Origin of the sequence: Qipengyuania soli (assembly GCF_015529805.1) — a bacterium.
GTDB lineage: Bacteria > Pseudomonadota > Alphaproteobacteria > Sphingomonadales > Sphingomonadaceae > Qipengyuania > Qipengyuania soli.
This window is the reverse complement of sequence record NZ_CP064654.1, coordinates 2,043,723-2,064,402: the sequence shown is the minus strand read 5'-3', so window position 1 is coordinate 2,064,402 and position 20,680 is coordinate 2,043,723. Positions and strand designations below refer to the sequence as shown.

Here is a 20,680-nt window from a genome sequence, read left to right as displayed (position 1 = left end):
GCCTGCAGGATGAATAGGTAATCAGTATGACGAAACCAACGCCAACTGGAGCCCGAATGTCCGAAGAATTCTACCGCATCAAGCGCCTGCCGCCCTATGTCATCGCGGAAGTGAACGCGATGCGGCATGCCGCGCGCCAGGCGGGCCAGGACATCATCGACCTGGGAATGGGCAATCCCGACCGCCCGCCGCCGCAGCATGTCATCGACAAGCTATGCGAAGTGGCGAACAAGCCCAACGCGCACGGTTATTCGCAGTCGAAGGGCATCCCGGGCCTGCGTCGCGCCCAAGCGAACTACTACGGTCGGCGCTTCAACGTCGATCTCGACCCCGAGCGCGAAGTCGTCGTTACCATGGGCTCGAAAGAGGGCCTCTCCTCCATGGCGACCGCCATCGTCGCGCCGGGCGACGTGGTCCTTGCACCCAGCCCTAGCTATCCCATCCACACCTTCGGCTTCATCATTGCAGGTGCCACGATCCGCTCGGTCCCGACCACGCCCGACGAGCGATATTGGAAGTCGCTCGACAATGCGATGGCCTTCACCGCGCCGCGCCCGACGGTCCTGATCGTCAATTATCCGAGCAATCCCACAGCAGAGACGGTCGATCTCGCTTTTTACGAGAGGCTGGTCGCGTGGGCACGCGAGAACAAGGTCTGGGTCCTCTCCGACCTCGCATATTCCGAGCTCTATTACGACGGGAAGCCGACCCGCTCGATCCTCGAGGTCCCCGGCGCGAAGGACGTGGCAGTCGAATTCACATCCATGTCCAAGACCTACTCGATGGCCGGATGGCGGTTGGGTTTCGCGGTTGGCAACCCAACGCTGATTGCGGCTCTGACCCGCGTGAAGAGTTACCTCGACTACGGTGCGTTCACGCCGATCCAGGCTGCCGCCTGTGCGGCGCTCAATGGACCGCAGGATATCGTCGAGGAAAACCGCCAACGCTACCAGCGCCGCCGTGACGTCATGGTCGAAAGCTTCGGGCGCGCCGGCTGGGAAATTCCCTCACCGCCGGCAAGCATGTTCGCGTGGGCTCCCCTGCCCAAGGGGTTCCACAATGTCGGCAGTCTCGAGTTTTCGAAGCAGCTCCTCCAGCATGCGGGCGTCGCCGTTGCGGCAGGTGTCGGTTATGGCGAAGAAGGCGAAGGTTACGTGCGAATTGCCATGGTCGAGAACGAGCAGCGGATCCGGCAGGCAGCCCGCAATATCAAGCGTTTCCTTGCCGAACACGGCAGCTGAGGCTTTCCAAACCCGCTACCTTCCCTAATTCCATAGGGGATGAACCGGATTTCACTATTAACTCCCTGCCTTCATGACCAAAGGCTCGGGAGGGGCAGGAGATCGCTATGAGCCTGCCAGGTTTTTGTTGGCTATCGGATGCGTCGATTCCGCCCGCACGTTGGGATTTGCGCCATCTCGGTTGGACCTTGGGAAGTGAGCGTTCGTGCGACGCGGCGGACGGACGCTCACCCGTTTTGCTGGATTGGAGGGACGAGACCCGACCGCCTGAATGGACCTCTCTTCGCAGACCTGAAACGGTAGTCGCGGTCGGCGTCGAGGACCCGTTGGCGCGCGCCAGCTTGCTCGATGCCGGGTTTGGCGACGCTCTTGGAACACAGGTCGCGTTGGTCGAGCTTGCCGCTCGCCTCGTCAAACTGGAAGCCTTTGCCAAGACCATGCCGCGCAGACGCAAGGCAGGGCCGGTGTCGCTCGATATCTTCTATCGTGACGGTTATGTCGATGGCAGTTGGCTGGGTCTCCACCCGCGCGAATTCGCCCTTCTCTGGCGTCTTGCAGAAACACCCTACACCCGCGTTTCGCGCCGCCAGCTACTCGCAGACGTCTGGCGTATGGATCATCTCCCGGAAACCAACTCGCTTGAGGTCCACGTATCGCGGCTCCGAGCAAAACTGGCCATCAGTCGCTGCGGCTGGCTGGTGGAGACGCATCCCAAGGGCGGGTACCAACTTGGAGGCGATCGTCATGGAAGTTTCCATGCCTTCGCCGGGGCTCGACGCGAAATGCTGGACAGCGCCGCCACCTTGGGCAACGGTGGCTTGAAAGGCTCTGCGCAAGAAGGAATTCAGCATGCCATCCAGCGACCGCGTTTCGATTGATCTGGGCGACAACGGGGTCGCGCAGGTTCGCTTTACCCGTGCCGACAAGATGAATGCACTGGATCCGGCGCAATTCGAGGCCATCCTTGAGGCAGGCGAGGAACTGCGATCGATGAAGGGATTGCGGTCGGTGGTTCTATCGGGAGACGGCCGCGCATTTTGCGCAGGTCTCGACCTTGGCAGCATGACTTCGGGCGGGTCGAACCCGACGGCGGATCTTGCCACTAGGACGCACGGTAATGCCAACCGGGCCCAGGAAGCTGCGATGACCTGGCGTAAGTGTCCGGTGCCGGTGATAGCGGCTGTTCATGGCGTCTGTTTCGGCGGCGGCCTGCAGATCGCCAGTGGCGCAGATATTCGGATAGTCCATCCCGCCACGCGAATGGCGGTCATGGAAATGAAGTGGGGACTTGTCCCCGACATGGCCGGCTATGCCTTGTGGCGGGGACTGGTCCGCGACGATGTCCTGCGCGAGCTGACCTATACCAACCGCGAGTTTACTGGAGCAGAGGCTAAGGAACTGGGCCTTGCGACCGAAGTGTCCGAGGATCCCCTTGCCCGTGCGACCGAACTCGCCACGATCATTGCGAACAAGAACCCCGAGGCCATTCGCGGGGCAAAACGCCTGTTCCACGTGATGCGTGAAGAGGGAGAAGACGCCATCCTGATGGCCGAGAGCGTCGAACAGGATGGCGTGATCCGCAAACCCAATCAGGTCGAGGCGGTCATGGCCGAAATGCAGAAGCGCGCGCCCAACTTCACCGACGTCTGATCGGGAACTGCTTCAGAAAGGCAGGTGAGCCCTGTCGGGCTCGACCCATCCCTTGCGCGCCTCGACTGAAAACAGGGTGCCCTCTTTCCAGTAGGCGAGGATCCAGTTGCGCGATCCGTAAGCGGATTCGAGCAGGCCATCGAGCACCACATACAACGGTGTCTTGCCACTTGCGCTTTCCAGAACGTGTCGCGACGCACGCAGTGAAGCGATCGTGATGGTGTGATGATAGCCCGAAGTATCGGTGTTCGGTGTGCCGGTAGTCTCGTTGTAGCGCCAGATCAGGCGCTTGAATTCCTCGGGTGGCGCCAGATCGGGCCGATGCCGCAGAATCCACAAGGCTGCAGCAAAATGGGCTGCATGAGTCCAATCCGCCTTGGGCAGGCTCGTATCGATCAGGCCGAGCGCTATGCGCTCGATCGCTTTGTCATTGGTCGGTATCACAGGTCTTTCCTTTGCACGTGCCCGACCGGAATGAAAAACCCCGCCGATCGGGCGGGGTTGTGGTTCGCGAATGTCGCGGATGCTCTGGCGAGACGTCCTAGCGACCAGACGCGTGCAAAAACGCCGCCGGAAATGGGCGGGCTTGTTGCTTGTCGGTGGTCGTCACGCGGAGCATGGCGCGGGTTTACCGGCGCATTGTGCCGGACTCAAGCTCTTGGTTCCGGCGTGGCGCTTGCCTTCAGCCGAACACCGCCACGCACTGCATGCCGTCGAGGACCTGCTTGCCGTCCGCGTTCCAGAGGCGGAGCCGTTCGGACGAATACCCGTCATCGGCATGCTGGCTGGCATTTTCCGACAGCCACCAACCATCGCGTGTCGTCGGAGCGGTTTCCAGAAGATTGAAGGACCAGTTGATCGAACTGATCGGGCCCTGGCGCTTCATTGCCCGCATTGCGCCAGGGGGCAGCACGTCGCCGAGCAGGATAAGTTCACTGACCGGGTCGAGGCCGTCGCGCTGCGTAAGGCGCGCCCAGCGCCGGACCACGGGATCGCCGGGACCGCGCATGTCCTGCGCCCGCTTTATCTCGAAATTGTTCTGGATGAATGTCGGGCCCTTGTCGGTCATCGCGAGTTCCGCTTCGTCAGGCGAACCAGGCCAGTCTGCCACCGGGGCTGCGGGGTGGACTGCATTCGCCTCGCGACCCGTTCCGAAGAGCCAGAAGGCGGTGAGGGCGCACTTCCCTTCGCACCAGATTTCGCTGCGCACCTGCGCTACGTTGCGCCCCTGCCGCACGATCTCCCGGCGAAGCTCGGCGTCCTCGGTCATCGGAGCGACGAACGCGATCTGCGCCGCACGCAAGGGTGGCAGGTCGGAAAAAGCTCGCACGGCGGCGGTATAGGCGATCAGGGCAGAGGCACCGCCATAGAGGGTGCGCCCTTGCAGCCAATTGTCGAGATTTTCGAAGCGAGTGGCACCGCCTTCGGCGGTTATGGGATCGAGGAGATTTGCAACGCTCATCCCGCTTCTTTGCCTGCGCCAAAGCCCACGTCCAGACTGACGTTACGTAAAGCGCATCAAGCCGATTGCGTTCAGCCTGCAGAATCGCTAGTGCGCCGCTTCCTTCCCGAGAGGGTGGGCGAGGCCCGATGGCGGAGTGGTTACGCAGAGGACTGCAAATCCTTGCACGCCGGTTCGATTCCGGCTCGGGCCTCCACTTCATAGCTTGGGCACATTGCGACCCCTTGTCGGTGTCGTTATGGGCCGCAAGAGGCGCCGCTTTAGCTCAGTTGGTAGAGCACATCATTCGTAATGATGGGGCCACAGGTTCGAGTCCTGTAAGCGGCACCACCTTTCTCAAAGAAGCCGAAACACCTGACTAAGCTGTTTTGGACTGTCGGAGACGCGTCCGGCGGCAAGATGCTTCCCTGACTGCCTATAGACCCCTGAAGACAGGCTCGCGCTTCTCGAGGAAGCTGGCGACGCCTTCCTTGTGGTCCTCGGTTTCCATCAGTCGCCTGATCGTGGCGATGGCCCATGCTCCTATTTCCTGCGGGTCACCGAACGCACTGCGTGAGAGGCCTTCCTTCATAAACCGCAGCGCAAGCGGCGGGTTGACGGCGATGCGCCGGGCCAACGCGTAGGCTTCGCCAAGAAGCGCGTCATGCTCCACGACCTTGCTGACCAGGCCTATCCGTTCCGCTTCGGATGCGTCGATGATGTCGCCGGTGAACAGCAGCTCCGCTGCCTTCGCTGGCCCTACGATTGCGGGAAGGCGATAAAAGCCGCCGACGTCGCAAACCAGCCCGCGCTTGATGAACATTTCCGAGAACCTGGCATTTGCGGAAGCGATTCTGATGTCGGCGTAGAGGGCCAGTTCCATCCCCCAGCCGATTGCTGCACCATTCACGGCGGCAATCATGGGCTTTTCGCATTCCAGTGCAGCCATGGCGGCTGGAGTTGGTTTGTGGCGTACGGTCATCTGGTCTTTCGGGCTCGCGAACTTCTTCGGGCCGGCCATTATCTCCATCACGTCATCGCCGGAACAGAAGGCGGGATCGCTGCCCGTGACGACGACACAACGCACGTCGTTGTTCGCCGAGGCATCGCGCAGTGCCTGCTCCAGCAAGGCATAGGCGTTCCAGTTAAGCGCGTTGCGCCGTTCCGGGCGATTCAGCGTGATGGTCGCTACGTGGTCCGACACCTCGTAGAGAACTTCCGGCTGCGGGTGGCCAGCGTCGTCGATCATGCAAGGTCCTCTCTCCGGTCAAGTTTGGAGCGCTTGTATGGGGTGCTGTCAAACCAAACAGGTCGACCTCGCGCTGGCGACGTTCAGAACCGCTTCGCCCCGGACACCGTCAGAAACCCTTTGCTCCCGTGGTCCCCCTGTGGAATCAATTGCGAATAGGGACTGATTCCGACTTGCCTGGAAGAAGGGAGAGAACAGCCATGGCTCACTACGACCTCATAATTCGGGGCGGGACCATGCACGACGGCACGGGTGCTCCCGCGCGGATCAGCGACGTGGCAATTGCCGGCGGCGTCATCGCCGCGGTGGGCGATATCGAGGGCGATGCAGACGAGGTCATCGATGCCACGGGAAAGATCGTCACGCCCGGTTTCGTGGACGTGCACACCCATTTCGACGGCCAGGTAACCTGGGAAAACCGCCTTTCTCCGTCTTCCGGGCATGGGGTGACGACAGCGGTGATGGGCAATTGCGGTGTCGGTTTTGCCCCCTGCCGCCCGGAACAGCGTGACACGCTGGTCAAGCTGATGGAGGGGATCGAGGATATCCCCGAGGTGGTCATGGTCGAGGGACTGCCATGGAATTGGGAGACCTTTCCCGAGTATCTCGATGCCCTCGACAAGCGCGAACTCGATATCGATATCGCCGCCCAGATCCCGCATTCGGCCCTGCGAGTTTACGTGATGGGCGAACGTGCCGCGAGGAAGGAAGCGCCGACAGCCGAGGACCTTGCAGCCATGCGCAGCCTGGTGGCGGAGGGGATCGCAGCGGGTGCCTTCGGCGTGACGACATCGCGCAATGTCATGCACCGCACCAAGGCCGGCGACCTGGCGCCCAGCCTCTATTCGGACGTTGACGAGCTTTGCGCCCTTGCCGGCGGACTAACCGATGCCGATGGCGGCGTCTTCCAGATCATACCCGCGCCGATGGAGCCTGCCGAGGTCGAGTTTCCGATCCTGCGCCAGGTTGCCGAACAATCGGGGCGACCTGTTTCCTTTACTCTTCTCGACGTTCCCAACCAGCCGGGAGACGGTTGGCGGCACCATATGGCGGGGCTCGAGCAAGCGGCTGCAGACGGCCTGAATATCCGCGGGCAAGTCGCGCCGCGACCGGTCGGCATGTTCTTCGGGCTCGATCTGTCGTTGCACCACTTCAGCAGCCACCCCAGCTACAAGGCGATAGCGCACCTGCCGCTGGCGGAACGGGTCGCGATAATGCGCGACAGGAATTTCCGCGAGAGATTGCTCAGTGAAGCGCCGGAAGATTCCAATCCCACCACACTGATGCTGATTGCGGCCTTTCGCGCCTCCTATCAGTGGGAAGGCAAGCCGAATTACGAACCGGAAGCGACAGACCGCGTCGATTCACGCGCGGAGGCGACCAATCTGTCGCTCGATGAATATGCTTACGACGCCCTGCTCGAAGATGGCGGGCGCGCAGTCTTTTACCTCCCTGCGGCCAACTACACCGATGGTGACCTGAAGAACGTTCGCGAGATGCTGGGCAGCCCGCACACCGTCATGGCACTGGCCGATGGCGGAGCGCATTATGGCCTGATCTGCGATGCCAGCTTTCCGACCTTCTACCTCCAGCGCTGGGCGCGCGACGCAACACCTGATGAACGCATCGACCTTGCGGACGCTATCGCCGAGCTGACCAGCCGCCCGGCGGCACTTGTCGGGCTTACCGATCGCGGGCGGATCGCGCCGGGCATGAAGGCCGACCTCAACGTGATCGACCTCGATCACCTGACCCTCCATGTGCCAACGATCGAATATGACCTACCTGCTGGCGGAAAGCGCATGCACCAGCGGGCAGAGGGGATCGTCGCGACCGTCGTTTCAGGCAAGGTGACCTACCGCGACGGCGTACATACCGGTGCGCTCCCAGGACGCCTGGTGCGACGTCGCGACTTGGCCGAAGCTGCGTGAACGAGAGGGCAGGACACCAATGAATCTCGATTTCTCCGCCGAACAGAACGAATTGCGGCAACAGGTCAGGCGATTCCTCGCGGATCGCTGCCCTGCGTCGGCCGTAAGGAAGGTCCTTGAAACCGACGCACAGTACGACGGTGACCTCTACGCCGGACTGGCAGAGCTCGGTGTTCTGGGCGCGGCAATTCCGGAGGAATATGGCGGTGTCGGTCTCGGCCATCTCGAGCTGTGCGTGGTCGCCGAGGAACTGGGACGTGTTCTAGCGCCAGTCCCGGTTGCGTCATCTGTATATCTCGCTGCCGAATGCCTGCTGCAGGCGGGAACCGAGGAGCAGAAGGCACGCTGGCTCCCCAAGATTGCGGCAGGCGAGGCGATAGGCTGCTGGGCGATCAATGAAGCCACCGGGCGGATGCGCCCCGAAAAGGTAGGCGCGACAGTCGAAGGCGGCAAACTCACCGGGACGAAGTCCCCCGTAGCGGACGGCGCGATCGCCGACTTCGCGATCGTGCTGGCGAACGATGGCGATGGGCCCTCGCTTTACCTTGTTGATCTTACGTCGGATGGCGTCAGTCGCGAAGTTCTCAGCACTATCGATCCCACGCGCGGCCAGGCGCGTCTCGCGTTCGACGGCGCACCGGCCACCTTGATCGGCGGTGCAGGCGACGGGAGGCATATCGCGACGCAGGTCATGGACCGTGCGGCCATCCTGATCGGATTCGAACAGCTGGGCGGTGCCGACCGCGCGCTCGAGATGGCCCGAGACTACGCCCTCGAGCGCATGGCTTTCGGACGCCAGATCGGTTCGTTTCAGGCGATCAAGCACATGCTGGCCGACATGTACGTCTCGGCCACGCTCGCGCGGTCGAATTGCTATTACGGGGCATGGGCGCTGGCCACCAGCGCAGCCGAACTGCCGATTGCTGCGGCCACGGTTCGCGTATCCGCGACCAATGCCTTCCAGCACTGCGCGAAGAACAACATTCAAACGCATGGCGGCATGGGCTTCACCTGGGAGTTCGATTGCCACCTCTACTACCGCCGCTCCAATGCGCTCGCGCTTGCACTCGGTTCGCTCTCCACCTGGGAGAGCCTGCTCATCGAACGGATGAGCGCCGGCAATCTCGAAGCTGCGGCTTGAACGAAAGGTCCGGGAAATGGATTTCGACGACACCCCGCAGGAAGCCGCGTTCCGCAAGGAAGTGCGCGCCTGGATCGACGCGAATGCGCCCAAGTACCTCGAGGACGAACTCAAGCAGGCCAGTTTCGGCTCGAGCGGCCTGAAGAGCATCGATCCGGTCGCGGCGGCCAAGGCCTGGCAGAAGAAGAAGGCCGATGCGGGCTGGGCCTGCCTCCACTGGCCAAAGGAATACGGCGGCGGTGCCCGTACTCCGATCGAGAGGGTCATCTGGGGTCAGGAAGAGGGTGTCTACGGCACCCTGTCTGGAACCTTCATTATCGGACAGGGCATGTGCGGGCCGACGGTCATGGCATGGGCCAGCGAGGAGTGGAAGGAGAAGCTGCTTCCGCCGCTTGCCAGTGGTGAGGAGATCTGGTGCCAGCTCTTTTCGGAACCGGCCAGCGGTTCCGACCTTGCCGGGCTTCGCACTCGCGCGACCAGGGCCGAGGATGGCTCCGGCGACTGGATCATCAATGGCCAGAAGATCTGGACCAGTGGGGCTCATATTTCGGACTGGGGCCTCCTCATCACCCGCACCGATCCGAACGTGGCCAAGCACAAGGGACTGACCATGTTCTTCCTGCGCATGGATTCACCCGGCGTGAAGGTCGTGCCGATCAAGCAGGCAAATGGAGCGTCCGGTTTCAACGAAGTCTATTTCACCGATGTACGCATTCCGGATTCGCAGCGGCTCGGCGGGGTCGGCGAGGGCTGGAAGGTTTCACTGACGACCTTGATGAACGAACGCCTCTCCATCGGATCGGGCATGTCGGCGGGATTCCCCGACCTGTTCAAATACTGCATGGACGCCGAAATCGACGGCAAGCCTGCGGTTGCCGATCCTGCCGTTCGCTCCAGGCTTGCACAGTTTGCGGTCAGGCAAAGTGGCCTCAAGTATACCGGCATGCGGGCGATCTCGGCGCTGTCGAAGGGAGAAACACCCGGGCCGGAGAACTCGATCGGCAAGCTTGTTGCAGGCTCCACCCTGCAGGAGCTCGCCATGTTCGCACTGGACCTCCAGGGCGAGGCCGGCGTCGTCTGGGACGAGGACAGCCCCCAGACCGGGCGTTTCCAGGCGATGCTTATGCGCTCTCCTGCGACGCGTATCGAAGGAGGCTCGGACGAGATTCTGCGCAACATCATCGGCGAGCGCGTCCTCGGCCTTCCCGGTGATATCCGGGTCGACAAGGATGTTCCCTTCAAGGACATCCCGACCAAGGGAAGCGCAGCCTGATCAAGATACCGTAGCCGCTGCGGTCATTGCCCTTTAACCTCCAAGAGGTTATCCTGCGCGGAGCGGAGGGCTTCCATGCGCGTAACAAAACCCATCATTATCGCTGCGGCGGCAGGAATGCTCTGCGCGGTTTCGGGATCGGCGCAGGAAAGTGGCACTACCGCCGCTGGCGTGATTGCCTCCGACACACCGGGCGCACTCGATGTGCCGGGCACATGGAATTGCAGCCGTATCAAACCGGAATACACCGACTGGCTCGACACGGGGCATTCGCCCGATAGCTGGCGCCATTTCGGCAAGACCTATCGCGACAGCCAAACGGACAAATTGTACACCTGGCAGGACTGGCTCGACTGGGCCGAGGGCGCCGGCTGCTTCGCAGGCTATGCTCCCGAAGGCGTGGCGTCGCCCAATGTCTTCATCGGCGGTGCCCTGACCTTCTTCGGTGCGGGCCTGATCGCCATCCAGAGCGGTTCCGGGCCGAAAAGCCCCGGCTGACATCGGCATTCCTGCCTATTTCAGTGGCAGGATCTTCGAGATTATGAAGTCTGCGGCCTCTTCGGGGGTCATCTCGACCGTGTTTACGCGAATTTCCGGGTCCTCCGGCGCTTCGTAGGGACTGTCGATGCCGGTGAAGTTCTTGAGCTTCCCTTCGCGGGCTTTCTTGTAGAGGCCCTTCACGTCGCGAGCCTCTGCAACCTCCAGCGGCGTGTCGACGTGAATTTCTATGAACTCGCCGTCGTCCATCATGTCGCGCACCAACTGGCGGTCGGCACGGAAGGGGCTGATGAAGGCGGTCAACACGATGAGGCCTGCATCGGTCATCAACTTGGCAACCTCGCCGATGCGACGGATATTCTCGATCCGGTCGCTTTCGGTAAAGCCCAGGTCTTTGTTCAGCCCGTGCCGGACGTTGTCGCCGTCGAGCAGGAAGGTGTGGCGGTTCATCAGTGCCAGCTTCTTTTCGACCTGGTTGGCGATGGTCGACTTGCCCGAGCCCGACAGGCCGGTGAACCAGAGCACACGCGGGGTCTGGTTCTTGAGCGCCGCATGGTGCGCGCGGGTAATGTCCGTCGCCTGCCAGTGGACGTTCTGGCTGCGACGCAGGCTGAAGTGGATCATGCCCGCGCCGACGGTGTGGTTGGTGATCTTGTCGACCAAGATGAAACCGCCGAGCGCGCGGTTCTCCGCATAGGGCTCGAAGACCACGCGCCGGTCGGTCGTGATTTCGGCGACCCCGATCTGGTTGAGGTGGAGCGTCTTGGCCGCAAGATGTTCCATCGAATTGACGTCGATCTCGTATTTCGGTTCGGCCACGGTCACGCTGACCGTTTGCGAACCGAGCTTGAGCCAGTAGGCGCGACCGACGACCATCGGTTCGTCGTCCATCCAGACGATGGTGCTTTCGAATTGGTCGGCAACTTCGGGCGGGGCATCGGCAGTAGCGAGGACGTCACCGCGCGAACAATCGATCTCGTCTTCGAGGCACACGGTCACAGACTGACCTGCGATGGCATGGTCCAGATCGCCATCCATCGTCACGATCGACTTCACCTTGCTCGTCTTGCCGGAGGGGAGCGAGCGCAAGCTGTCGCCGGGCTTTAGCGATCCGGCTGCGATCAGTCCGCTGAAGCCACGGAAGTCGAGGTTTGGGCGATTGACCCACTGGACCGGCATGCGAAACGGCCCGTCGGCATCGCCCGCCGCACTGATTTCGACTGTCTCCAGATGGTCGACCAGTGTCGGCCCGGAATACCATGGCGTGTCCGCCGACAGGAGGGTGATATTGTCGCCCTTGAAACCCGAGATCGGGATCGCTGTGAAACCCTCGATGCCGATGCTCTCGGCAAAATGGGCGTAGTCGGCGACGATCGCGTCAAACTGCGCCTGGTCGTAACCTACCAGGTCCATCTTGTTTACGGCGAGGACGAGGTTCCTGATGCCGAGCTTGTGACACAGGAAACTGTGACGGCGGGTCTGCGTCAGCACACCTTTGCGCGCATCGATCAGGATCACGGCCAGGTCGGCGGTCGATGCGCCGGTCACCATGTTGCGGGTGTACTGTTCGTGCCCCGGGCAGTCGGCGACGATGAACTTGCGCTTCTCGGTCGCGAAAAAGCGATAGGCGACGTCGATGGTGATGCCCTGTTCGCGTTCAGCCGCGAGGCCGTCGACCAGCAGCGCGAAATCGATTTCCTGCCCCTGGGTGCCGACGCGCTTGCTGTCGCTCTCGAGCGCGGCAAGCTGGTCCTCGAAGATCATCTTGGAATCGTAGAGCAGCCGCCCGATCAGGGTGGACTTGCCGTCGTCGACACTGCCGCAGGTGATGAAGCGCAGCATCGACTTGTTCTGATGCTGCGCGAGATAGGCGTCGATGTCCTCGGCGATCAGGGCATCGGTGCGATAGCTGGTGTCGGTGGGCATCAGAAATAGCCCTCCTGCTTCTTCTTCTCCATCGAAGCATCACCTGCGTCCTTGTCGATGACGCGGCCCTGGCGCTCGCTGGTGGTCGTCAGGAGCATCTCCTGAACAACTTCGCCGAGTGTCGCCGCCTCGCTCTCGACCGCCCCTGTCAGCGGGAAGCATCCGAGCGTGCGGAAGCGAATCGAGCGCTCGACTATCTCCGGAACGCGACCGAGCACTGTCTCCAACCGTTCGATATCGTCGGCCATGAACAGGCCGCCCTCGTGCTCGTAAGTGGGCCGCTTGGCGCTGAAGTAGAGCGGTACGATCTCGATGTTCTCGGCCATGATGTATTGCCAGATGTCGAGCTCGGTCCAGTTGGAGATCGGGAAGACGCGGATGCTCTCGCCCTTCTTCTTGCGGGCGTTGTAGAGGTTCCACAGTTCGGGGCGCTGGTTCTTGGGATCCCAGCCGTGGCTGGCGGTGCGGAATGAGAAGATGCGCTCCTTGGCCCGGCTCTTCTCCTCGTCCCGGCGTGCGCCACCGAAGGCAGCGTCGAAGCCGTACTTGTCGAGCGCCTGTTTCAGTCCTTCGGTCTTCCACATGTCGGTGTGGAGCGGGCCATGGTCGAAGGGGTTTATCCCGCGCTCCTTGGCTTCCGGGTTCTGGTAGACCAGCAATTCCATCCCAGCCTCGCGCGCGGCTTTTTCGCGCAGGGCATACATGTCCTTGAACTTCCATGTCGTGTCGACATGGAGCAGTGGGAAGGGCGGAGGCGAAGGGTAGAAGGCCTTGCGAGCCAAGTGCAGCATGACTGCGCTGTCCTTGCCGATCGAATAGAGCATGACCGGCCTCTCGGTCTCGGCAACCACTTCGCGCATGATGTGGATGGCTTCGGCCTCGAGGCGCTGGAGATGGGTCAGGTTCGGCATGTCGCTCATCTGGCGCCTATTACGAAGAAATCACCGCAAAGCCCAATCCGAGGGAGGACAGAAGTTCTTCTCACCCTGCTTCCGGGAGTTTGTCTCCGGTGCTGATCAGGCCGCCCGATCGGTGCGTTCGACGAGTGCAGGCCAGAATGCATCGGCCCCTTGAGCGATGACGGCCTCTCCCAACACGGCTGACCAGTGGGAATCATTCCCGAAGTCGCTGCGCCATTTCCACAGCGAGCGGGTCAGGTGGTGCAGCGGGTATTCGTGCGTGAAGCCGATTGCGCCATGCACCTGGTGCGCGACAGTCGCCCCGATGCCAACAGCACGATTTGCGCGCAGTTTCGCGGCCGCAACTTCGAAACGGGCGTCACCCCGGTCGAGCGCCTGCGCCGCACCTACCGCGGCGCAATTCGCTGCTGCCGCTTCGCAGGCAAAACTTGCCAGGCTCTGCTGCACTGCCTGAAACTTGCCCAGCTGCCTGCCGAACTGCTGGCGCTCATTCACATAGCTGACCGACAATCCCAATGCCGCGTCGAGCGCGCCTGCGATCTGTGCGGTACGCATGAATGCCCCGATCAGGAAATGCTCTTCGCTGCCCGCGTCTGCCCGCGTCGCGATGATTGCCTCGGGAAGGGGAAGGGAAAGGGCGTGGAAACCGGCGAGGCGGAAGACGACCAAGGCGTCCTCCCAGTTACCGCCGAAGCCTCCCTCGGCCTCGGGCAATAGAAGCTGCGGCAAGCCCAGTTCCTCGACGCGCGACCAATCGCGTTCAAACGTCGCGCTTGCGCCCAGTTCGGCGAACAGCGGATCGGCCATCTCGGCCAGCATGCGGCGGGTGTCGGTCATCTCAGGCCCAGCCCCCTTGCAATGATGCCCTTGAGGATTTCGCGTGTCCCGCCGCGCAGCGAGAAGCTGGGCGAGACCTGCAGCAGGTATCCGGTGACGGCCGCGAGAGCATCTTTGCTCGCCATGTCCATCTCGACACAGGCCTGCACGAGCTCGGGAATGGCGTGCTCGTAACTGTTGCCGAGGTCCTTGACGATGGTCGCCTCCAGCGCCGGATCTTCGCGGCGCGCCAGCTTGGCTGCGACGGAGGCACTCATGAGCCGCAACGTCCAAGCTTCGGCTGCAAGGCGGCCGACCAGCTGCGTCACGGCAGGGTCCGGATGTTTTCCCGCGTACCGGACCAGTTCCAGGAACAGCACCATCGAGGAGAGGTAACGCTCGGGTCCCGAGCGCTCGAGCGACAGTTCGGCAGTCGCCTGCTTCCACCCATTGCCTTCCTCGCCCAAGAGTGCCGAAGCGGGCAGGCGGACATCCTCGAAGAACACCTCGTTGAACTCGTGTGCGCCGGTGAGGTCGATGATCGGCTTGACGGTGACGCCGGGCGCATCCATCGGGATGACGAATTGGGACAGGCCAGCCTGCCGCTCCGACCCGGCTTCAGACCTGACCAATGCGATCATCATGTGCGCGACATGCGCGCCGGTGGTCCAGACCTTCTGGCCGTTGATGACCCATTCATCGCCGTCGCGCCGGGCGGAAGTGCGGACCGAGGCGAGGTCGGACCCGGAATTGGGTTCGCTGAGGCCGATGCAGGCGAAAATCTCGCCGCGGGCCATGCCAGGCACCCAGCGACGCTTCAACTCCTCGTTGCCGAGGCGCAGCAACAATGGCCCGCTCTGCCGGTCGGCGATCCAGTGGGCACCCACGGGGGCGCCCGCTGCAAGCAGTTCCTCGATCACCACGTAGCGTTCGAGCTGGCTCATCTCGTGGCCGCCGTATTCTTTCGGCCATGTCATGCCGAGCAGGCCCGCTTCGCCCAGCTTGCGGCTGAATTCGGGATCCGCCTTGGTCCAGCAATTGGCGCGCCGGACGGGGTCCTTTTCGCCATGTGCATCGACGAGATCGCGGACCTTGCGTCGCAATGCAGGCGCGCTTTCGGGCCATTCGATCGCTTCGGTGACGAAGGTCTGCACGCTCTCTCCTCTCTCGCTCTCTCTCACCAATTTGCCGTCACATCGCAAGACCCGTTGCAACCAGCAACGAATCCGCACAGTCTGTGGAAAGAGAGACGATTCCCCCGTTCGCAAGGAGAGAGACGATGACCGACTACAAGAACCTGATCGATGGCGAGATGGTCGACAACGGCCGCTGGATGGAGGTGGTCAATCCGGCGAATGAGGAAGTCATCGCGCGCGTGCCTTCATGCGGCAAGGACGAGCTCGACCGCGCCGTCGCCGCTGCGCGTCGTGCCTTCAAGACGTGGCGCAAGACCAGCGCGGAAGAGCGCCAGAAGGTCGTCCAGGGCATCGCCGCCGCCATCCAGGGCAATGCCGAAGAACTCTATCGCCTGCTGACCAGCGAACAGGGCAAGCCGCACGCACAGGCGCAGATGGAAATCTACGGCGCCGCCGGACTTGCCGCCGCGCAGTCGCAGCTGACGCTCGACGATGTGGTCAACCAGGACGATGACGAGCGCCTCAGCCGCACCCGCCGCGTGCCGGTGGGTGTGGTCGGCGGCATCGTGCCGTGGAACTTCCCGGTCATGATGGCGATCCAGAAGATCGTTCCGGCCCTCATTTCGGGCTGCACCATCGTGCTCAAGCCATCGCCGTTCACCCCGCTGACCACGCTGCGCATCGCCGAACTGATCAAGGATGTCGTGCCTGCAGGCACGGTAAACATCATTACCGGCGAGGACAGCCTCGGGCCGATGATCACCGAGCATCCGGATATCGACAAGGTGACCTTCACCGGCTCGACCGCGACCGGCAAGAAGATCATGGAAGGTGCCTCCAAGGACCTCAAGCGCATAACCCTGGAACTGGGCGGCAACGACGCCTCGATCGTCCTGCCGGATGCAGACGTGTCCAAGGTTGCCGAACAGCTGTTCTGGTCGAGCTTCTCGAATGCCGGCCAGATCTGCGTCGCGGCCAAGCGCATCTACATCCACGAGGACATCTACGATGATCTCAGCCAGGCCATCGCCGAATATGCCAAGGGCGTGACCGTTGGCGACGGGTCCCAGCAGGGCACGGGCGTCGGTCCGATCCAGAACAGGAAGCAGTACGAGCGCGTGCTGGAACTGATCCAGGATGCCAAGGACAACGGCTACAAGTTCCTCACCGGAGGGGACAAGGACCCTTCGGGCACCGGCTACTATGTGCCGATCACGATCCTCGACAACCCGCCCGAGGATGCGCGCATCGTGGCCGAGGAACAATTCGGTCCGGTCATGCCGCTGATGAAGTTCTCGACCGTCGACGAGGTCATCGAGCGCGCCAACAACTCGGATTACGGCCTTGCCGGCGCTGTCTGGACCAAGGATGTCGACAAGGGCGTCGAGATCGCCGAACAGCTCGAAACCGGCACGGTGTGGATCAACGAGTTCCTCCACATCAACCCGCTCGCGCCCTTCGGAGGCCACAAGCAGTCGGGCTTCGGTTCCGAATACGGGATCGAGGGCTTGAAGGAATTTACCTACGCGCAGGTCATCACGGTGAAGCGCAACGCCGAAGTCTGATTGAGGCAGGAAACAAGCGAGCCGCCGTGGAGAGTATCCGCGGCGGCTCTTTTGTACCTGTCATCCATGGTGCCGGTGGCGCTCAGTCCTCCTGTTCGGCGAGTTCCAGTTTTGGCAGGATGAGGTGGATCAGGCCCAGCGCCGCGAGATAAGCCCCGCCGCAGAAGACGAACATCGGCGCGTAGCCATGGCCATTGGTCAGCGACCAACCGGCAAACTCGATCATCGCCGTGCCCGAGATATTGCCCGCAATCGCCCCCACCGCGATCACGCTTGCGACGCGGACGGCCGGGACGATGTCGGTCGTCATGCCGAAGATGTTGGTCGAGAAGCCCTGGTGAGCGAACAGGCCCAGTCCGATGAAGATCGCGGCCAGCCACGGGCTCCCGGTCGCCAGCGCGATAGGCATCAGCAATACCGAGATCGCGAAGATGAACATCGACAGCTTGCGCGCGCGGTTCACCGAATATCCACGGCTCAACAGGATCGGATAAAGCGCGCCTGAACTGATCGCGCCGATTGCGGCGAGCGTGAAGATGATCGCCACGGGCCAGCCTAGATCTGCCTGGCCCATGCCGAACACCCGATTGAAGAAATCAGGCATCCAGAACAGGACGAACCACCAGACACAGTCGGTCAGGGCCTTGGCCCCCGCCACTGCCCAGGTGCGACGGTCGCTGAGCAATTCGCCCCAAGCAACGGGTGCGCGTTCGGGCAGCTTGGTCACGGGTTGCACTTTTCGCGTGGCCGGGGTCCACAGCGCGAGCCACAGGAAACCGAGTGCGCCGGTGACGATGAATGCGGCCTTCCATCCAAAAGCGACGGCAAAGGGCGGGATCAGGAGAGGGGTCACGATGGCGCCGATATTGGGCGCCGTATTGATCGTGCCGATGGCGATCGATCGTTCGCGCAGGGGCATGTAGACGGCGGCCGCCTTCATGGCAGCCGGCGTGTTCACCGATTCCGCTGCGGCGAGGACCACGCGGGCCGCCACGAATTGCTGGACGGTCATGGCGAGGGCGTGCGCCATGCCGGCGATGCTCCAGATCGCAACCGCGAGGCCGTAGGCGAATTTCACCCCGAAGCGATCGACGAACCACCCCACGCCCAAGAGCGCTGCCGCAGCCGCGAGCTGGAAGGACGAACCGAGGTGCGCGAATTCCTGGTCGGTCCAGCCGAACTCTGCCTCGAGCGTCGGCTTGAGCAGGGCAAGAACCTGCCGGTCGACATAGTTGAGCGCGGTTGCGAAGAAGATGAGGCCGACGAGAAGGAGGCGAAGATTTCTGCTCCCAGGCGCGGCAGTGCCCTGACCGGATGTCATGTTCCTTCTTCTCCTCCCTTGGAGTCCTGTACTCGGACACTCTTCGTGTCGAATGCTTATGACACCGTAAGACACAGGACAAGCACCTGCGATCCTGTTTCGACTTCAAAGCAAAGGGCCTCCGGCTCGCGCCGAAGGCCCCTTGATTGACGCATTTCCTCGCTTCACCCTAGTCGAAGCGGACGCGGGCGGTCACACCGAAGTAGCGATCTGCATCACGCGGGATCTGCAGGCGAGAGCCATTGCCGACGTTGAGCAGCACGTAGCTGTCGTCGAGCAGGTTCCGCGCGTGGAAAGTGATGCGATAGCGGTCTTCAGGATCTGAGAACCCGATCGAGGCGTTGAGCAGGCCATAAGCGTCGATCGGACCCTGTTCGCCGAGGTCGGAATACTGCTTGCTCATGTGTCGGTAGTTGGTGCCGAAATAGCCGATGAACCCGCCGAAGTCGGCCTCGTAATCGGCTCCCAGCGTGTAGCTGAACTTCGGCGCCAGCGGCAGCTGTGTACCGTTACGTGCGTCGGGTGCGTTCGTGGCAGGGTTCGGGTTGAACTCTTTCACTCGCGCATCGGCATAGGCCGCGCTGGCGTTGAAGGTCAGGCCGTCGACCGGGGCGAAGACCAAGTCAGCTTCGAAACCTTCGCTCTTCACTGTGCCCGCATTCGTCAGGTTGGTGATGATGGTGCCGTTGAGATTGACGAAGTTGTTCGCCTGGAACCCGTCATACTGGACGGTGAAAGCGGCAAGGTTCAACTGGATCTTGCGATCCCAGAACAGCGACTTCAGGCCGACTTCGAAGGCATCCGAAGTTTCTTCGTCGATCGGCACCGCGTTGTTTGGCGCCGTGTGGTTGAAGAACACATTGTAGGCCGGCCCCTTGTAGCCCCTTGTATAGCTGCCGTAGAGCATCACGTCGTCGGTGGGCTTGAAGGTGAGCACCGCCTTACCTGAAATATTGTCGTTCTTCTGCGAGCCGCGCGACACGTTGGTCCCATTGCCGCCCCCGGCAATGGTTCCGCCTGCAGGGTTGCCACTGACGCCCGGGCCGGTCGCGGAGAGACCGGTGGTCGCATTGACGCCAGGTGCGCGGATGTGGGTGTAGGACAGGTCGTCCCAGGTATAGCGCAGACCGCCCGTCAGGCCGAGCTGTTCGGTGATGTTCCAGGTCGCCTGGCCGAAAAGCGCGTAGTTGCTCGAGTTGACGTCGCTGAACGAGGTCGCGGTCGGGTAGATCGTGTTGACCGGGTCATTGAGGTTGCAGGGACGACCGCCTGTCACCGGATCGACCGGCAGGGTGGAAGTGCTGCAGGTGATGTCGCGGCGGGTGAAGTCCTGCTTGTTGTCCGAGTGCCACAGGAAGCCGCCGACCTGGTAGAAGAACGGTGCGGTGGGATCGGACGCGATGCGTGCTTCGAACGACATCTGCTCGGTCGTGACAACGCCATTGTCGTGCAATTCGCCTGCAGTCGTCAGTGGCCGCGGGAGGAAGTCGCCTTCGCGGATTTCCTCGTTGAACCAGTTGCGATAGCCGGTGACGACGCTGAGGGTGTGGGTGTCCGACAGCTGGATGTCGCCGCTGAGCGTCAGGCTCCACTGCTTGTCCTTCGTCTGGGTGACGAGGTTGTGATTCACGTAACGTTGGTCCTCGCCCTGCGCGGAACCGTCGGGCAGGTTGAGTTCGGCATCGACGACTGCACCGCCGCTGACGCCGCGCACGTCGGCGCAGCAGTCGTCATTGGCCCTGAAGTAGTCGGCGATGAAGCGAACGTCGGCAATGCTGCCCGAATAGTCGAGAATGCCGCGCACACCGTAGTGCTCGTACCCGTTGACCTTGCCGCCGGTGTAGACGTTGGTGATGTTCCCATCATAGGTGCCGTAGAAGCCGGTCACGCGGGCGCTGAGATCGGTTGCGAGCGGACCAGCTAGCGAGGCACGCAGGCGGTACTCGTTGTCGTCATAGGCCTCGGCCTTGACCTCGCCTTCGAAGCTGTCCGTTCCGCCGCGCGAAACGACGTTGACGAGACCGGCGGAGGCGTTCTTGCCGAACAGCGTGCCCTGCGGACCGCGCAGGACTTCGAGCCGTTCGAGGTCGACGAGGTCCATGAAGGCCTGTCCCGAACGCGACAGCACGATGCCGTCAACCACGGTCGAAACGCTCGGTTCTGCAGCAACCGAGAAAGTGATCGTGCCGACGCCGCGCATGACGATGGCGCTGTTGGCGCTGGTGGTGCCCTTGCGGAAACTCACCGAGGGAGCGACGACCGAGAGATCCTCGATGCTGTCGACGCCCTTGGCCTCGAGAGTCTCGCCCGAAAGGGCAGTGACTGCGATGGGAACGTCCTGGACGTTCTGTTCCACCTTCTGGGCGGTCACGATGATGACGTCCACGCCGCCGCTGGAATCGTCGTTCTCGCCCGCTGCATCCTGTGCGTGAGCTGCGCTGCCGACCATCAGGCCAAGCGCGCTGGCAGACCAGCCGAGCGCACGAATCGAGCTTTTGCCGAAAGCCTTCATTTCCTTCTCCCTCTCAAGCGGGGGCGAAGTTCCGGCGCGCAAATAGCCGCTCTCCAACCT

Annotated in this window: 17 protein-coding genes and 2 tRNA genes; 10 read left to right on the top strand and 9 right to left on the bottom strand. The window is 62.3% G+C overall.

Translation table 11 applies throughout. The features are described from left to right. Window positions 1-56: 56 nt before the first annotated feature. The 3 genes from IRL76_RS10275 (at window position 57) to IRL76_RS10265 (ending at window position 2,891) form a co-directional block, all read left to right on the top strand. Window positions 57-1,241 carry an LL-diaminopimelate aminotransferase gene (locus IRL76_RS10275; protein ID WP_200981251.1) on the top strand — a complete coding sequence of 395 codons (1,185 nt, stop codon included), beginning with the start codon at window positions 57-59 and terminating at the stop codon, window positions 1,239-1,241. A 326-nt stretch (window positions 1,242-1,567) separates the two neighbouring features. Further along, a complete protein-coding gene (locus tag IRL76_RS10270) occupies window positions 1,568-2,119 on the top strand; it encodes a winged helix-turn-helix domain-containing protein (RefSeq protein WP_246449680.1) in 552 nt (183 codons plus the stop codon). Continuing rightward, entirely contained in the window at window positions 2,091-2,891 is an 801-nt protein-coding gene (locus tag IRL76_RS10265; protein WP_200981250.1) for a crotonase/enoyl-CoA hydratase family protein, read from the top strand. The genes IRL76_RS10270 and IRL76_RS10265 overlap by 29 nt, the downstream gene beginning before the upstream one ends. 12 nt (window positions 2,892-2,903) lie before the next feature. Here IRL76_RS10265 and IRL76_RS10260 read toward each other — a convergent pair whose 3' ends face one another. Next, window positions 2,904-3,335 carry a hypothetical protein gene (locus IRL76_RS10260; RefSeq protein ID WP_200981249.1) on the bottom strand — a complete coding sequence of 144 codons (432 nt, stop codon included), beginning with the start codon at window positions 3,333-3,335 and terminating at the stop codon, window positions 2,904-2,906. A 238-nt stretch (window positions 3,336-3,573) separates the two neighbouring features. Continuing rightward, entirely contained in the window at window positions 3,574-4,353 is a 780-nt protein-coding gene (locus IRL76_RS10255) for an acyl-CoA thioesterase (protein ID WP_200981248.1), read from the bottom strand. A 122-nt stretch (window positions 4,354-4,475) separates the two neighbouring features. Here IRL76_RS10255 and IRL76_RS10250 point away from each other — a divergent pair. Both IRL76_RS10250 and IRL76_RS10245 read left to right on the top strand, forming a co-directional pair. Beyond that, window positions 4,476-4,549: transfer RNA gene (locus IRL76_RS10250), tRNA-Cys, on the top strand. A gap of 58 nt (window positions 4,550-4,607) precedes the next feature. Then, a tRNA-Thr gene (locus IRL76_RS10245) sits at window positions 4,608-4,683 on the top strand. An 85-nt stretch (window positions 4,684-4,768) separates the two neighbouring features. Here IRL76_RS10245 and IRL76_RS10240 read toward each other — a convergent pair. Then, entirely contained in the window at window positions 4,769-5,581 is an 813-nt protein-coding gene (locus IRL76_RS10240) for an enoyl-CoA hydratase/isomerase family protein (protein WP_200981247.1), read from the bottom strand. 200 nt (window positions 5,582-5,781) lie between these two features. On the opposite strand from IRL76_RS10240, the gene IRL76_RS10235 reads away from it, so the two are divergent. The 4 genes from IRL76_RS10235 (at window position 5,782) to IRL76_RS10220 (ending at window position 10,424) form a co-directional block, all read left to right on the top strand. Further along, window positions 5,782-7,512, top strand: a complete 1,731-nt coding sequence (locus tag IRL76_RS10235) for an N-acyl-D-amino-acid deacylase family protein (RefSeq protein WP_200981246.1) — start codon at window positions 5,782-5,784, stop codon at window positions 7,510-7,512. Between the two features lie 19 nt (window positions 7,513-7,531). Then, window positions 7,532-8,653 (top strand): acyl-CoA dehydrogenase family protein, encoded by a 1,122-nt coding sequence (locus tag IRL76_RS10230; RefSeq protein WP_200981245.1) that lies wholly within the window; start codon window positions 7,532-7,534, stop codon window positions 8,651-8,653. 16 nt (window positions 8,654-8,669) lie between these two features. After that, a complete protein-coding gene (locus tag IRL76_RS10225; protein ID WP_200981244.1) occupies window positions 8,670-9,926 on the top strand; it encodes an acyl-CoA dehydrogenase family protein in 1,257 nt (418 codons plus the stop codon). Between the two features lie 75 nt (window positions 9,927-10,001). Next, the gene (locus tag IRL76_RS10220; protein WP_200981243.1) at window positions 10,002-10,424 is read left to right on the top strand and encodes a hypothetical protein; all 423 of its coding nucleotides are present in this window, start codon (window positions 10,002-10,004) and stop codon (window positions 10,422-10,424) included. A 15-nt stretch (window positions 10,425-10,439) separates the two neighbouring features. Here the strand turns inward: IRL76_RS10220 and cysN are convergent, their stop codons facing one another. From cysN to IRL76_RS10200, 4 genes are all read right to left on the bottom strand, one after another. After that, window positions 10,440-12,350, bottom strand: a complete 1,911-nt coding sequence (gene cysN, locus IRL76_RS10215; RefSeq protein ID WP_200981242.1) for a sulfate adenylyltransferase subunit CysN — start codon at window positions 12,348-12,350, stop codon at window positions 10,440-10,442. After that, complete coding sequence (gene cysD, locus IRL76_RS10210) at window positions 12,350-13,270, bottom strand: sulfate adenylyltransferase subunit CysD (protein WP_425504493.1); 921 nt, start codon at window positions 13,268-13,270, stop codon at window positions 12,350-12,352. The genes cysN and cysD overlap by 1 nt, the downstream gene beginning before the upstream one ends. Before the next feature lie 96 nt (window positions 13,271-13,366). Next, the gene (locus IRL76_RS10205; RefSeq protein ID WP_200981241.1) at window positions 13,367-14,107 is read right to left on the bottom strand and encodes an acyl-CoA dehydrogenase family protein; all 741 of its coding nucleotides are present in this window, start codon (window positions 14,105-14,107) and stop codon (window positions 13,367-13,369) included. Next, complete coding sequence (locus tag IRL76_RS10200; RefSeq protein ID WP_246449678.1) at window positions 14,104-15,240, bottom strand: acyl-CoA dehydrogenase family protein; 1,137 nt, start codon at window positions 15,238-15,240, stop codon at window positions 14,104-14,106. Before IRL76_RS10200 ends, IRL76_RS10205 begins: the two co-directional genes overlap by 4 nt. Before the next feature lie 125 nt (window positions 15,241-15,365). Between IRL76_RS10200 and IRL76_RS10195 the strand changes: the two genes are divergently transcribed. Next, window positions 15,366-16,787, top strand: coding sequence for an aldehyde dehydrogenase family protein (locus IRL76_RS10195; RefSeq protein WP_200981239.1), 1,422 nt, complete (start codon window positions 15,366-15,368; stop codon window positions 16,785-16,787). An 82-nt stretch (window positions 16,788-16,869) separates the two neighbouring features. On the opposite strand, the gene IRL76_RS10190 is transcribed toward IRL76_RS10195, so the two are convergent. Together IRL76_RS10190 and IRL76_RS10185 are read right to left on the bottom strand one after the other, a co-directional pair. Further along, entirely contained in the window at window positions 16,870-18,108 is a 1,239-nt protein-coding gene (locus tag IRL76_RS10190) for an MFS transporter (RefSeq protein ID WP_200981238.1), read from the bottom strand. A gap of 169 nt (window positions 18,109-18,277) precedes the next feature. After that, entirely contained in the window at window positions 18,278-20,620 is a 2,343-nt protein-coding gene (locus tag IRL76_RS10185; RefSeq protein ID WP_200981237.1) for a TonB-dependent receptor, read from the bottom strand. Window positions 20,621-20,680: the final 60 nt, after the last annotated feature.

What these genes read in the sequence shown, in the direction of transcription:
- IRL76_RS10275 (WP_200981251.1), top strand. Translation starts at nt 57, where the DNA reads ATGTCCGAAGAATTCTACCGCATCAAGCGCCTGCCGCCCTATGTCATC.
- IRL76_RS10265 (WP_200981250.1), top strand. Translation starts at nt 2,091, where the DNA reads ATGCCATCCAGCGACCGCGTTTCGATTGATCTGGGCGACAACGGGGTC.
- IRL76_RS10255 (WP_200981248.1), bottom strand. Translation starts at nt 4,353, where the DNA reads ATGAGCGTTGCAAATCTCCTCGATCCCATAACCGCCGAAGGCGGTGCC.
- IRL76_RS10240 (WP_200981247.1), bottom strand. Translation starts at nt 5,581, where the DNA reads ATGATCGACGACGCTGGCCACCCGCAGCCGGAAGTTCTCTACGAGGTG.
- IRL76_RS10235 (WP_200981246.1), top strand. Translation starts at nt 5,782, where the DNA reads ATGGCTCACTACGACCTCATAATTCGGGGCGGGACCATGCACGACGGC.
- IRL76_RS10230 (WP_200981245.1), top strand. Translation starts at nt 7,532, where the DNA reads ATGAATCTCGATTTCTCCGCCGAACAGAACGAATTGCGGCAACAGGTC.
- IRL76_RS10225 (WP_200981244.1), top strand. Translation starts at nt 8,670, where the DNA reads ATGGATTTCGACGACACCCCGCAGGAAGCCGCGTTCCGCAAGGAAGTG.
- IRL76_RS10220 (WP_200981243.1), top strand. Translation starts at nt 10,002, where the DNA reads ATGCGCGTAACAAAACCCATCATTATCGCTGCGGCGGCAGGAATGCTC.
- cysN (WP_200981242.1), bottom strand. Translation starts at nt 12,350, where the DNA reads ATGCCCACCGACACCAGCTATCGCACCGATGCCCTGATCGCCGAGGAC.
- cysD (WP_425504493.1), bottom strand. Translation starts at nt 13,270, where the DNA reads ATGAGCGACATGCCGAACCTGACCCATCTCCAGCGCCTCGAGGCCGAA.
- IRL76_RS10205 (WP_200981241.1), bottom strand. Translation starts at nt 14,107, where the DNA reads ATGACCGACACCCGCCGCATGCTGGCCGAGATGGCCGATCCGCTGTTC.
- IRL76_RS10195 (WP_200981239.1), top strand. Translation starts at nt 15,366, where the DNA reads ATGACCGACTACAAGAACCTGATCGATGGCGAGATGGTCGACAACGGC.
- IRL76_RS10190 (WP_200981238.1), bottom strand. Translation starts at nt 18,108, where the DNA reads ATGACATCCGGTCAGGGCACTGCCGCGCCTGGGAGCAGAAATCTTCGC.
- IRL76_RS10185 (WP_200981237.1), bottom strand. Translation starts at nt 20,620, where the DNA reads ATGAAGGCTTTCGGCAAAAGCTCGATTCGTGCGCTCGGCTGGTCTGCC.